Origin of the sequence: Bradyrhizobium sp. UBA2491 (assembly GCF_002341725.1) — a bacterium.
In the GTDB taxonomy this organism is placed as follows: Bacteria; Pseudomonadota; Alphaproteobacteria; order Rhizobiales; family Xanthobacteraceae; genus Bradyrhizobium.
The window spans coordinates 61,577-74,519 of sequence record NZ_DDOP01000044.1; the positions used below are offsets into that span (position 1 = coordinate 61,577).

Here is a 12,943-nt window from a genome sequence, read left to right on the forward strand (position 1 = left end):
CCTCTCAACCGTCATTGCGAGCAGCTTCGCCTCGCTCGCAATGACGGCAGAAGAGACGATCTCTACTACTCCGCTTCGCGATGCACGTCGTGGATCACGATGCCCATGCCGTTCTCCGGCATCTTGATCCATTCGCGCCGCTTCAGCGAGCGCTTGGTGTCCTCGTGTCCGCTGGCCCAGTGCTCGCGCATCGAGGTGCCGGAGAACTCGTGGTCCTTGGCATCGCCCTCATAGGCCTTCTGCTGGTAGATCAGCTGCAACAGCGTGATCCCGGGCAGTCGGCTGTTCGCCTTCTTGAGCTGGCGTTCTTCTTCCGAGAGCTGATCGTCGGGGATTTTTCCCAGCGCGTTGTGCAGGGCAGTGCGCAGATTGTAGGTCTTGCGGTAGACGTCGGTGTTGTAGCGGGTGCGCGACGAATACATGATGTCCTTGTGGCGGGCCATCACGTCCTGGATGTCGCGCGGCAGCGCGCCGCGGGCCGAGAACAGGTCGACCTGGAACACCAGCGAGTTGGCGTTGTCCTCCTGGTCGAGCAGATGCTGTAGCGGCGTGTTGGAGACGATGCCGCCGTCCCAGAAATGATCGGTGCCGACCTTGACCATCGGCAGCGCCGGCGGCAGCGCGCCGCTCGCCATGATGTGCTCGGGGATGATCTCGTCATGGGCGTTGTCGAAATAGATGAAGTTGCCCGACAGCACGTTCACCGCGCCGACCGCGAAGCGCATCTTCTTGGAATTGATGCGATCGAAGTCGACCAGCTCGAGCAGCGAGTCACGCAACGGCGTGGTGTCGTAGTAGCTGGTGGCGGTGCGCGCGCCCGCCGGGCTGAACCACGGATTGGTCTGATGCGGGGTGAAGAAGCCGGGCTGCCCGAGCGTCGTCGTCATCCATGAGCTGGTAAGGTTGCGCGCCTTGCGGAAGATGTCGCCGTCCGGCGTGTAGTGCCAGATCTTGCGGCTGGTGATGCGGTCCCAGAAAATGTGCAGCCGCTCCAGCCGCTTTTCCGGCGGGTTGCCGGCGATGATCGCCGAGTTGATCGCGCCGATCGAGACGCCGCAGACCCAGTCGGGCTCGATGTTGGATTCGTGCAGCGCTTGATAGACGCCGGCCTGATAGGCGCCGAGCGCGCCGCCGCCTTGCAGCACCAGGGCCACGCGATCGCAACCCTCGGGGCGCCAGCCCGGCGTCGCATGATCGATATCGTCAAGGCGAGGGGATCGCGCATCCATATCAGGCCCTCCAAAATGCGCGGCGAGAATTCAGCGTGCCGATGACGCCGTGATGACAAGCCCGGCGCCCGTGCGCCGCGCATCCGCCATGCCTGCCTGCATGGTTAGCAATGGGCTCCGCCGCGCGACGCGGATCACACCAGCGCAACCGAGGTCACGCGCCTGACGGAAATCCCTCACATCGCTGTCAATCTCGGCCGATAGCCTCCGGGAGATATTTGCAAACAGGGGGTTATTGCGATGCGCAGGGAAGATCTGCTCAAGCTTCCGTCGATGCCGGCCGCCGGCCCGAGCTATCCTGCCGGTCCGTATCGCTTCATCGATCGCGAATTCCTTGTCATCACCTACGAGACCGATCCGGAGCTGATCCGCGCCGGCCTGCCTGAGCCGCTGGAGCCGATCGAGCAGGCGATCGTGCATTACGAATGGATCAAGATGCCCGACAGCTCCGGCTTCGGCAGCTACACCGAATCCGGCCTCGTGATCCCCGCGCGCCTGCACGGCGAAGAGGTCAACTTCGTCTGCCAGATGTATCTCGACGATGATCCGCCGATCGCGGCCGGGCGCGAGATCTGGGGCTTTCCGAAGAAGTACGCCCATCCCAAGCTCGAGATCGTCAAGGACACGCTGACCGGCACGCTGGAATATGCCGGCCAGCTCGTTGCGATGGGCACGATGGGTTACAAGCACGAGAGCATGGCGGGTAATGGAGACGTCACCCGCGCTACGCTGTCGAAGACCCAGGTCAATCTCAAGATGATCCCCGGCGTCGATGGCCATCTCGAGGTCTGCCAGCTGGTCGCGATCAACCTGACCGACATCGTCGTCAAGGGCTCGTGGATCGGGCCTGGCCGGCTGCATCTGGTGCCGCATGTCAACGCGCCGGTTGCGGATTTCCCGGTCAAGCGCGTGGTCGGCGCGCATCACTACATCGCCGACCTGACACTGCCGTTCGGCCGCGTCGTGCACGACTACAACAAGGAAGCCGCGGAGGCCGCCGCGCCGACCGGCCTCGCCGCCGAGTAGCGGCAGGCTGCCGACAGGGCCGGAGAACGGGCGCGGCCGCTCAGGCCGCAGCCGGTTTCGGCTCGGCCGCAGGCTTTGGCTGCGGCCGCGCGATCGCCAGCACGGACAACGCCGCAACGACGCAGAGTGCGCCGGCAATGAAGAACGCCGGCAGATAGCTCGCATAGAGTGTGCGCGATACTCCGGCGCCGAACGCGGCGGCACCGGCACCGAGCTGATGGCCGGCGAAGATCCAGCCGAACACCAGGTTGGCGCGCTCGGCGCCGAACCGCTGCGCGGTGAGGCGCACCGTCGGCGGCACGGTCGCGATCCAGTCGAGGCCGTAGAACATCGCAAACAGCGACAGCCCGTAGAAGGTGAAGTCGGAGTAAGGCAGGTACAGCAGCGACAGGCCGCGCAGGCCGTAGTACCAGAACAGCAGCTTGCGATTGTCGTAGCGATCCGACAGCCAGCCGGAAATGATGGTGCCGAAGAAGTCGAAGATGCCCATCGCCGCGAGCAGGCTTGCGGCCTGCACCTGCGGGATGCCGTAATCCAGGCACATCGGGATCAAGTGAACCTGGACGAGGCCGTTGGTCGAGGCGCCGCAGACGAAGAAGGTCGCGAACAGGATCCAGAACACCGACGATTTGGAGGAGTCGCGCAGCGTGCCGAGCGCGGCCGCCATGATCGGCGCGTTGGCCGGCGGCGGCGCGGGCAGGGGCGCGGTGCCGTCGTCGCCGAACGGGCGCAGGCCGACGTCGCCCGGCCGGTCGCGCATCAGCATCAGCACGGCGAATGCGGCGACGCCGAGCACGATGCAGACCGCGCCAAGCGCGATGCGCCAGCCGTAACGCTCGGTGATGGTCGCAAGCAGCGGCAGGAAAGCGAGTTGCCCGGTCGCGACGCTCGCGGTCATGATGCCGATCACGAGGCCGCGCCGCGCCACGAACCAGCGCGAGGCGATCGTCGCGCCGAGCACCAATGCCGTCATGCCGGTGCCGATCCCGATCACGACGCCCCACAGCAGGATGAGCTGCCAGACCTGCGTCATGGCGAGCGACGCCAACAGTCCGGAGACCACGATCAATTGCGCGGCGAGCGTGACGTTGCGCAGCCCGTAGCGGTTCATCAGCGCGGCGGCGAACGGCGCCATCAGCCCGAACAGGATGAAGCGGATCGACAGCGCCGAGGAGATTTCCGCGGTCGACCAGCCGAACTCATTCTGCAATGGCACGATGAAGACGCCGGGCGCACCGACGGTGCCGGCCGAGATCAGCGCGGCAAAGAATGTCACCCCGACCATCACCCAACCGTAGTGGATGTTGCGGCGGGCGAGGGCAGCGGCAAGCGAGTTCGAGATCATTGGGTTCCAGATCAAATGCAATGAGGTTTTATCGGTGATGCGCAATATGGCACGGGGTGCCTATGTCTAAAATGGCAAAGTTCCCTCATTTTCGGACATTGAGCTGAACGGTCGCGTCACGTCTCGACGGGCCTCTCGGAGAGGCCGGCATCTCTGCGCGTCGTTGCGAGCGAAGCGACTTGTCCGCCGGAGCCTTGGCGAAGGCGGAAGCAATCCATCGATCCGCATATGCGGATATGTGGATTGCTTCGTCGCTAGCGCTCCTCGCAATGACGGGGCTCGAGCCTCAGTGCGTGACCCGCTCCACCGCGATCGCGGTGGCTTCGCCGCCGCCGATGCACAGCGCCGCGACGCCGCGCTTCAGGTTTTGCGCCTCCAGCGCGTGCAGCAACGTCACGATCAGCCGTGCGCCGGTGGCGCCGATCGGATGGCCGAGCGCGCAGGCGCCACCATTGATGTTGAGCCGGTCTCTGGGGATGCCGAGGTCGCGCTGCGCCGCCATCGCGACCACCGCGAATGCCTCGTTGATCTCGAACAGGTCGACATCGCCGACGTTCCAGCCGACTTTGTCGAGCAGCTTGCGGATTGCAGGGATCGGCGCCGTCGTGAACCACTGCGGCTCCTGGCTGTGGGTGGCATGGCCCTTGATCTCGGCCAGCACCGGCAGCCCGTCGCGGTCGGCGAGCGAGCGCTTGGCCAGGATCAGCGCCGCGGCGCCGTCGGCATTGGCCGAGGAGGCGGCCGGGGTGATGGTGCCGTTGGCGCGGAACGCCGGCTTCAGGCCGGGGATCTTTGCGGGATCGACCTTCAGCGGGTGCTCGTCATTGGCGATGATGCGCGGACCGGCCTTCTCGCTCAACGTGATCGGCGCGATCTCGGCCTTGAAGGCGCCGCTCTCGACTGCCTTGCGGGCGCGGCTCAGCGTTTCCATCGCGAACGCGTCCTGGTCGGCGCGGGTGAACTGATACGCCTCCGCCGTCGCCTCGCCGAAATCGCCCATCGAGCGGCCGGTCTCATAGGCGTCCTCGAGCCCATCCATCATCATGTGATCGATGATGCGGTCGTGCCCGGCGCGGTAGCCGCCGCGCGCCTTCTGCAACAGATACGGCGCATTGCTCATGCTCTCCATGCCGCCGGACAGCACGATCTCGGCCGAGCCGGCCTTGATGATGTCGTGGGCGAGCATGGTCGCCTTCATGCCGGACCCGCAGACCTTGTTGACGGTGGTGGCGCCGGTGGCATCCGGCAGTCTGGCGCCGCGCGCGGCCTGGCGGGCCGGAGCCTGGCCCTGGCCGGCCGGCAGCACGTTGCCCATGAACACTTCGTCGATCCTTTCGGGCGCGAGTTTCGCGCGTTCGAGTGCCGCGCCTATCACATGCGAGCCGAGCTTGTGCGCCGGCAGCGAAGTAAGGTCGCCCATGAAGCGACCGAGCGGGGTGCGGGCGGCGGATAGGATGACGACGGGATCGACGCTGGTTGCCATGGCGGAACTCCGTTCAATGCGGGAATCTTATAGAATTATATGTATCATATGATGCGGTGCAAAAAATGCAACTGCGGCGGTCATGACAAAATGTCGTGTTCGGATGAATGAGCGGCGGAGCGTGGACGCCGGAGTTTTGGCGGAGTCGGCAAGCCGAGCAATGATATCGGAGTGTGCTCAACTCTTCCCGCATGTCGTCCCTGCGAAAGCAGGGACCCATACGCCGCGGCGGATGTCGTGGTTGGGACTCGTCGTTCCGACATCGCGCACCAACAACCATTTGTGGTTATGGGTCCTGGCCTTCGCCGGGACGACGCGGGACTACACGTCGCCCGCATTGACGCCCGCGCATTTTCCGGCCATACACCGGGCATGAACAAGCTTTTCTCAGCCGCATCGACCACCACCGCGACCGCTTACGGCGGATCGCCTGCTGGTTGCGCGCGCTAGAGAGAAGCGTCCTTCACCCAGAAAAGGCCCCGCCGGCGACGGACGGGGCCTTTCTGTTTCTGATGATCCCGTCCGCGCTCTGCCCCCGACAAGGAACGTAGCCATGGACGAACTCGATCACAGACATCTCGGCGTGCAATTGAAGCTCTGGCACCTGCAGGACGATGCGCCCGGCATGGTGTTCTGGCATCCGCGCGGCACCGCGCTGTACCGGGTGCTGGAAGACTATGTCCGACGCAGGATGCGTCGCGCCGGCTATGCCGAGGTCCGCACGCCGCAAGTGCTGCCTCAGGCGCTGTGGAGCCGCAGCGGTCACTGGGACAAGTTCGGCGCGCACATGTTCCGGATCGACGACGGCGAGGCGGCGATGGCGCTGAAGCCGATGTCGTGTCCCTGCCATGTGCAGATCTTCAACAAGGGGCTGCGCTCATGGCGCGAGCTGCCGATCCGCTATGCCGAATTCGGCGCCTGCCACCGCAACGAGCCGTCCGGTTCGCTGCACGGCATCATGCGGACGCGCGGCTTCGAGCAGGATGATGCGCATGTGTTCTGTCGCGAGCAGGACGTGGAAGACGAGGTCGCGCGCTTCATCGCCCTGCTCGACGAGGTCTACCGCGAGCTCGGCTTCCCCGACTATGAGGTGGCGCTGGCGACGCGGCCTGCGCTGCGCGCCGGGGACGACGCGACGTGGGACTGGTCGGAGGCGAAGCTCGGCGATGCCGCGCGGCGCTGTGGCCTCGTGCTTCGGATCAATCCCGGCGAGGGCGCATTCTACGGGCCGAAGCTGGAATTCGCGCTACGCGACCGGCTCGGGCGGTCGTGGCAATGCGGAACGGTGCAGATCGACGGCGTGTTGCCGCAACGGCTCGGGGCGTCTTACATCGCGCCCGACGGCAGCCGTGCAACGCCGCTGATGATCCACCATGCGATCTTCGGATCACTCGGCCGCATGATCGCGATCCTCCTCGAGCACTATGGCGGCGTGCTGCCATTCTGGCTCGCACCGGACCAGGTTGCGGTCGCCCCGATCTCGCAGGAGCAGGCCGGATATGGCCGGGACGTGCTGGCGGCATTCGAAGGTGCCGGTATTCGCGCCGTCGCCTATGACAGCGCCGACACGTTGTCGCGGCGCATCGTGGCGGCGCGTGATATGGCGGTGCCGGTCATGGCGATCGTCGGCGGGCGCGAGATGCGGGAAGGGCGGGTGAGCCTGCGCCAGCGCGACGGCGTGCAGGCCGACCTTGCAATGGCCGAGGCGGTCTCCTGCCTGCGGGCGCGCCTGACCGGGTGCGGTCGTGGTTGAGGCATCCATCTACGCCGACTGCCAGGCGTCGAGCAGGAGGAGTGATGGCGCGCCGGTTCGCTTTCGCGGCTGCTGCTTTGGCGGCCGAGCCGGCAGTCAATAGCGACCACCGTCGCGCTTCTGTTGCGTGATCCATTCCGACAGGGTTTTCGTTTTCGATCCTTGTCCGCCCGATGATCCCCGTCCGATGCTCTTGCCGGAACGGGCTGGCCGAGGCTCGGCCGACTTGGATTCCACGATTGTGGCCGCGGCCGTGGTCGATCTCTCGGCAGCTTCCTTTTCAAGACGCAGCTTCCTCAATCGCGCCATCTTGTCACGCTCAGCCTCGATCACTGCTGAGTCGGACAACAACGCCTTGGGGTGGACCTCCGCTGAACCCCGGACTCCGATGATCGTCGTCTCGCCGAGCGCCTTGCAGGCCTCGAGCCGATGCAATCCCTCGAGCAACACGAGCCTGCTCTCATCTGGTCGAACGAGAATCGGGATTTGTTGTCCAATTTCCAGGATACTCGCGGCGATCTCTTCGACGACCTCGGGCCTGAGGGTTTCCCTCTTCTTCAGGGGAACGTAGATCTGGTCGATTGGAAGGTTTTCCGGGCTGGGCACGGGGTTATTCCCTCCTCAGGGGCGGTCCAGAAGACAAAGTTCAACGATAAAGCGCTACGCCGTGGCCGCAGCCTTGTAAACCGGGCCGGCCTGAAGCGATCGGCCTACATGGCCTAATCCGATCGCCAGGCGCCGAGCAGAAATCGTCGCTTCGGCGCCGCGCCTGCCTGGTTCTGCACCTCGGGCAGATCGATGGCGTAACGCTTCATCAGCAGTTTGATTGCGATCCCGATGATCACGAACGGCGTCACATAGATTGCGAATACTCCGAAGGCCGTCATGGGCTGCTCCGCAGCTTTGGAACGGGCATGCTACCCCAAAGGCGCACACAGCCGTAGCTAAAACTGTATGGTGCACGCTCGGTTTGCGTTAACCGAATTCTCGCACGCCGGTAATCCAGGGTTGCGAGCTGGTGAGGCCGTTTACCGGCCGGGTGCTAAGCATCGCCGGTTGTGCAATGGAAAGTTCCCGCCGCAATGTCCGTTATCGCTGTCGAGCAGTCGCGCACGCGCATTCCGCTCTCCGTCAAGATCGGCTTCAGCGCCTTCATGGCCGTTTTGGTGCCGGTCTATACCTACTGGTACGGGCCGACCAATTTTCTCTATTTCTGCGACGTCTCCCTGATCCTCACCTTGATCGGGGTCTGGACCGAGAGCGCGCTGTTGATTTCGATGTGTGCCGTCGGCCTGCTGGTGCCGCAAACCTTCTGGGTGGTCGACTTTCTGGCGCATGTCGCCGGTGTCTCGCTGACCGGAATGACGAACTACATGTTCGATCAGGACCTCTCGCTGTTCCTCCGGTTCCTGTCGGGCTTTCACGGCTGGCTGCCGTTCCTGCTGCTGTTCCTGGTCTGGCGGCTTGGCTATGATCAGCGCGCGCTGATCGCCTGGAGCGCATTGGCCTGGGCGCTGCTGTTGATCTGCTACTTCGTGATGCCGGGACCGCGGCCGGACCCGGGCATGACCCCGGTCAACATCAACTATGTGTTCGGCATGAGCGACAGGGCGCCGCAAGACTTCGTGCCGCCGCTGGTGTGGCTCGCCGGCCTGATGATCGGCCTGCCGCTGCTGGCGTTCATACCAACCCACCTCATGTTGCGACGCGCGGTGCCGCGCATGGGCTTGTGATTCGCGAGAACGCCAGTCCGTTGTCGGGAGGATTTTTCCGGTAACATTCGCCAGACGAGTCGTTTGAGGAATTTCTTGTGACGCTATCGCGACGATCCGTCCTCAAGGGAGGACTAGCAACGGTGCTGGCTTCGGGAGTACCGGCGCACGCCGAGTTCACTCCGAGGCCCATCATCAACGACGCCAGCCGGCTCAATCCGACACCGGTGGCGCGCCACGTCGCGCTTAGGGCCGCGCCCGCCGACGACATCGTCGGCACGATCCGGCAGGAGATCGCCGCGGCCAGGACCGAGGGACGTCCGTTCGCCATCGGCGTGGCGCGCCACTCGATGGGCGGCCAGTCGATTCCGCGCGACGGGGTCGCGATCACCCTGACCGGCGGGCACATCGAGACCGATCGCGCCAACATGACCTATCGCGTCGGGGCGGGGATGCGCTGGTTCGAGGTGATCCGCGCGCTCGATGCGCAGGGCTTCTCGCCGGCGGTGATGCAGTCCAACAGCGATTTTGGCGTCGGCTCGACATTCTGCGTCAATTCGCATGGCTGGCCGACGCGCTACGGTCCGTTTGGCGCTACGGTGCGCGCGGTGAAGATCGTTATGTCCGACGGACAATTGGTCGAGTGCTCGCGGACCAAGGAACCGGAGCTGTTCGCGCTCGCGATGGGCGGATACGGCCTGTTCGGGGCCATCGTCGAGCTCGAGCTCGACATGGTGCCGAATGCGCTGATGCAGCCGACCTATACGAGGATGCAGCCATCGCAATTCGCCGATGCTTTCGTCAACGCGGTCGAGAACGATCCCGCGGTGCGGATGGCCTATGGCAGGCTTTCGGTCGCGCGCGAGAGCCTGTTCGACGAGGCCCTGATGATCACCTATCGGGCAGCCGCCACGCAGCCGTCGCCGCTTCCCGCCGTGGTCGACCATGGCGCGCTGACGGGATTCTCCCGCGACGTCTATCGGCTGCAAACCGGGCGTGAATGGGCGAAGAATTTCCGCTGGTTCATGGAAGCCTCGGTCAGCCCGTCGATCGCTGGCGCCGCCACCCGCAACACGCTGATGGTCGAGCCGGTGGTCAATCTGGCGTCGGGAGACGGCACGCGGACCGACATCCTGCATGAATATTTCGTTCCGCCGGATCGATTCAACGGCTTCGTCAATCTCTGCCGCGCGGTGATCCCGAAGGCGAAGTCGGAATTTCTCAACGTGACCTTGCGCTATGTCGATGCCGATCCGGTCGCGGTGCTGGCCTATGCGCCGCAGAAGCGGATCGCGGCGGTGATGTCGTTCTCGCAGGAGATCAGCCCGGAGGGCGAGGTCGACATGATGCGGATGACCGAAGCCCTGATCGAAGGCGTCAAGGATCTCGGCGGCGCGTTCTATCTGCCATACCGGCTGCATGCCCGGCGCGACCAGGTGCGGTCGATCTATCCGCGTACCGAGCAATTCGTCGCCGCCAAGCGCCGGCTCGACCCGTCATTGGTGTTCCGCAACATGATGTGGGACGTCTATTTCGCTTGAAGGAGCGCAGGATCATGGATCGCTCTCGTCTGGCCGCCGCGCTGCTCGGCGCCGCATTGCTGTTCGCTGCGGCGACCGACTACATCCCGGCCTTCATCGACACCGAAGGACGGGTGTTCGGCCTGTTCCATCTCGATATCTACAAGGATGCGCTGCATCTGGCCTCCGCAGCCTGGGCGATCGCGGCAGCAGCGATTTCGCGGCAGGCGTCGATCTTCTTCCTGAAAGTGTTCGGCACGCTGTATTTCCTCGACGGCGTGATGGGCGTGTTCACCGGCTCCGGCTATCTCGATCTCAGCATCTTCATTGATGGCGTCCGCTCGACCTCGACCTTCGTGAAGGTGGCCTCGAGCGTGCCGCATCTCGCGCTCGGCGCCTTCGGCATCGTGACCGGATTTTCGGCGAGGAGCCGGCTGGCATGAAATGGTTTCGGCGGATCGCGGCCGTCATCGGTGTCGCCGTTGTCGTGTTCGTCGCGGGCTGCGCGGCGCAGATCGGCTACGTCCAGTACGCCTGCACGCCGGACGATTCCCTGGCGCCCGCCACCGCGGCCTTCGGTGTCGACGATGCCAAATACGCGCGGGCGGAAGGCGATACGTTCCTGACCTATCCGGAGTGGTACATCGTCTATGCCTATTCCGATCTCGCCGGCGTGACCCGCGCGGCCTCGGAATCCTCGTTCGATTACTACCGCAGCGTCAGGGGCTTCTGGTCCAGCCTCTGCGGCGCGAGGCGCTCCTCGTCGTCGGCCCGGCCCGCCACGCCGGACCAGATGATCACCGACTACATCATCGGAACCAGCTTCACCGCCGAGATGGCGGTGCAGGGGCTCTATGAGCGCACCATCGGCGCGCTCACCGTGGCGTGGCGCGGGTCCACGCGCACCAAAGAGGACGAGTTCAACCAGGCGCTGCTCGACGACTACGCCAAGTTCCTCGAGCAGACGCCGTGGTACCGCTATCCGTTCGCCGACAAATTGTCGGCGCTCTGGCACGACGTGCCGTTCGAGCCGTCGCTGCGTTCGGTGGAGCGGCGGTTTTCGCTGTCGCTGCAATATGGCGTCAAATCGCTCTACGCGAAGGCGATCGGCGCGCTCGCGGGATTGTCTCCCGCCGATCTCGAGATCGGCAGCGTCGTGCTGGCGCCGTCGGCGCAGGCCCTGCCGCCGGATAGCCGGATCCGCCCGGTGCGCGAGGTGCGCGCGGCCGACGGCCGGCAGGGCGTGCTGATGATCACGCCGCGCTATCGCGAGTTCACCGGCATCATCAGGGAGATCGGCGCCAAGGGGCTGTCGTTCGGCGAGATCGCGGGCAACACCAGGATCCTGACGACGGTGCTGGTTCCCGCGGGACAGCTCCCGCAGGTCGGCGGCGCCAGGCCGATCTTCGAGACCGACGTGCAATCGATGCCCGGTTGGCGCAGAGTGGGCTACGATACCGAGGTCGCCACGGTGGCCGCGTTTCCGGCCACCGTCGAGGCGCTCGGCGCCAGGTTCGAACATGCCTACGACTACTGAGGCAAGGATTGCTCAGGCAAGGCGTCGCTTGCTTCGCTTCGCCGGCGGCGCCGCCGCGGTGCTGGTGGTGTGGTTCGTCGGGATGGCCGCGGCCGCGCTCGTCGTGACTCCCACCGTCGTGGTCGCGTTCGGCGATCCGGGCCGGCTGGCCGGCGCCGACGGCGATCTGCTTGCCTCCGGCCGCGGCTTCCTCGCGATGCGGACGGCCGACGAGGACACCGTCAAATCGCTCTACAGCCGTGGCGCGTGGCTGGTCTGGCCGGTGCTGACCGCCGGGTGTGGCCGGCGATGACGCGATGGATCCGCCGCTTCGCGATCGGTGCGGTCGTGGTCGTGACCGGCCTCATCGGCGTGCTCGCCGTTGGACTGGGCGCGCTGCGGCTGGCTGCGCATCTCAGGGAAACGGAGAGCGCAGCCGCGGCGGCGCCTGCCGACGGCAAGTTTGTCGACAGCGGCCACGGACGCCTGTTCGTGATGGATCCGGCGCCGCCGGGCGGCATTCCGGTGGTGCTGTTTCATGGCACCGCGGCCTGGAGCAAATTGTGGTGGCGCACGACGGCGGCGCTCAAGGCCGATGGCTACAGGCCGATCGCGCCCGACCTGCCGCCGTTCGGCTATTCCGAGCGGCAAGGCGGCTACACCCGTGCCGAGCAGGCCGCCCGCATCGACGGCATGATGACGGCGCTGGGGGTGGGGCGCGCCATCATCGTCGGTCATTCCTTTGGCGCAGGCGCGGCACTCGAATATGTCCTGCGCCATCCGGACCGTGCGATCGGGCTCGTGCTGGTGGATGCGGCGCTGGGGCTGACGCAGCCGCCGTCCGATCCGCCGGCGCTGCTCGCCTATCGTCCGCTGCGCGAGCTCGCGGTGGCGGCGACGGCGACCGATCCGCTGGCGACGCGCTTCCTGCTCTCCAAGCTGATCTACCGCAAGGACGCCGCGAGCGATGAAACGCTCGACATCCTCAAGGCGCCGATGCGCGTCACCGGGACGACATCCCATATCGCGGACTGGCTGCTGTATTTCACCGGCTCGGATCGTGCGGCGCTGAGTGCCTCGCGCGACGAGGTGTCGAAGATCAAGGTGCCGGTGGCGATGATCTGGGGCGATCGTGATGACGTCACGCCGCTCGCCCAGGCCAACGATCTCCGCGCGCTGATCCCGCAGGCGTCGCTCAAGGTGATGCAGGATGTCGGGCACATTCCGCAGATCGAGGATCCCGCCGCCTTCAACGCTGCGCTGATCGATGCGATCAGGCAGCTTGCGTCCGCCGATCCGGCGGTCGCGCACGCCGGGCGAAACTAGCCGGGCGGTGCAGCACGCCGTCGCGCATGGCGG

The 12,943-nt window shown here is 65.4% G+C and carries 13 protein-coding genes; 8 read left to right on the top strand and 5 right to left on the bottom strand.

Annotated features, from left to right (window positions below; translation table 11 throughout):
* Positions 1–65: 65 nt before the first annotated feature.
* The gene (locus tag B2W55_RS14795) at positions 66–1,229 is read right to left on the bottom strand and encodes a patatin-like phospholipase family protein (protein WP_024582162.1); all 1,164 of its coding nucleotides are present in this window, start codon (positions 1,227–1,229) and stop codon (positions 66–68) included.
* Between the two features lie 240 nt (positions 1,230–1,469).
* On the opposite strand from B2W55_RS14795, the gene B2W55_RS14800 reads away from it, so the two are divergent.
* A complete protein-coding gene (locus B2W55_RS14800) occupies positions 1,470–2,255 on the top strand; it encodes an acetoacetate decarboxylase (RefSeq protein WP_024582161.1) in 786 nt (261 codons plus the stop codon).
* A 40-nt stretch (positions 2,256–2,295) separates the two neighbouring features.
* On the opposite strand, the gene B2W55_RS14805 is transcribed toward B2W55_RS14800, so the two are convergent.
* Together B2W55_RS14805 and B2W55_RS14810 are read right to left on the bottom strand one after the other, a co-directional pair.
* A complete protein-coding gene (locus B2W55_RS14805) occupies positions 2,296–3,600 on the bottom strand; it encodes an MFS transporter (protein ID WP_024582160.1) in 1,305 nt (434 codons plus the stop codon).
* 286 nt (positions 3,601–3,886) lie between these two features.
* Positions 3,887–5,083, bottom strand: a complete 1,197-nt coding sequence (locus tag B2W55_RS14810) for an acetyl-CoA C-acyltransferase (RefSeq protein WP_024582159.1) — start codon at positions 5,081–5,083, stop codon at positions 3,887–3,889.
* A gap of 553 nt (positions 5,084–5,636) precedes the next feature.
* On the opposite strand from B2W55_RS14810, the gene thrS reads away from it, so the two are divergent.
* Complete coding sequence (gene thrS, locus B2W55_RS14815) at positions 5,637–6,836, top strand: threonine--tRNA ligase (RefSeq protein WP_024582158.1); 1,200 nt, start codon at positions 5,637–5,639, stop codon at positions 6,834–6,836.
* 96 nt (positions 6,837–6,932) lie between these two features.
* Here the strand turns inward: thrS and B2W55_RS14820 are convergent, their stop codons facing one another.
* Positions 6,933–7,442, bottom strand: a complete 510-nt coding sequence (locus tag B2W55_RS14820) for a ParB N-terminal domain-containing protein (RefSeq protein WP_024582157.1) — start codon at positions 7,440–7,442, stop codon at positions 6,933–6,935.
* Between the two features lie 113 nt (positions 7,443–7,555).
* The gene (locus B2W55_RS14825; RefSeq protein WP_168200223.1) at positions 7,556–7,723 is read right to left on the bottom strand and encodes a hypothetical protein; all 168 of its coding nucleotides are present in this window, start codon (positions 7,721–7,723) and stop codon (positions 7,556–7,558) included.
* A gap of 195 nt (positions 7,724–7,918) precedes the next feature.
* On the opposite strand from B2W55_RS14825, the gene B2W55_RS14830 reads away from it, so the two are divergent.
* The 6 genes from B2W55_RS14830 to B2W55_RS14855 all read left to right on the top strand — a co-directional run bounded on the left by B2W55_RS14830 (position 7,919) and on the right by B2W55_RS14855 (position 12,910).
* The gene (locus B2W55_RS14830) at positions 7,919–8,569 is read left to right on the top strand and encodes a hypothetical protein (protein ID WP_024582156.1); all 651 of its coding nucleotides are present in this window, start codon (positions 7,919–7,921) and stop codon (positions 8,567–8,569) included.
* A gap of 122 nt (positions 8,570–8,691) precedes the next feature.
* Complete coding sequence (locus tag B2W55_RS14835) at positions 8,692–10,089, top strand: FAD-binding oxidoreductase (protein WP_024582155.1); 1,398 nt, start codon at positions 8,692–8,694, stop codon at positions 10,087–10,089.
* A gap of 14 nt (positions 10,090–10,103) precedes the next feature.
* Positions 10,104–10,511, top strand: a complete 408-nt coding sequence (locus tag B2W55_RS14840; protein ID WP_035636128.1) for a membrane protein — start codon at positions 10,104–10,106, stop codon at positions 10,509–10,511.
* Complete coding sequence (locus tag B2W55_RS14845) at positions 10,508–11,605, top strand: hypothetical protein (RefSeq protein WP_024582153.1); 1,098 nt, start codon at positions 10,508–10,510, stop codon at positions 11,603–11,605. Before B2W55_RS14840 ends, B2W55_RS14845 begins: the two co-directional genes overlap by 4 nt.
* A 28-nt stretch (positions 11,606–11,633) precedes the next feature.
* On the top strand, positions 11,634–11,897 hold the full coding sequence (locus tag B2W55_RS14850) for a hypothetical protein (RefSeq protein ID WP_244468645.1): 264 nt from the start codon (positions 11,634–11,636) through the stop codon (positions 11,895–11,897).
* Entirely contained in the window at positions 11,894–12,910 is a 1,017-nt protein-coding gene (locus B2W55_RS14855) for an alpha/beta fold hydrolase (RefSeq protein WP_145987196.1), read from the top strand. Before B2W55_RS14850 ends, B2W55_RS14855 begins: the two co-directional genes overlap by 4 nt.
* Positions 12,911–12,943: the final 33 nt, after the last annotated feature.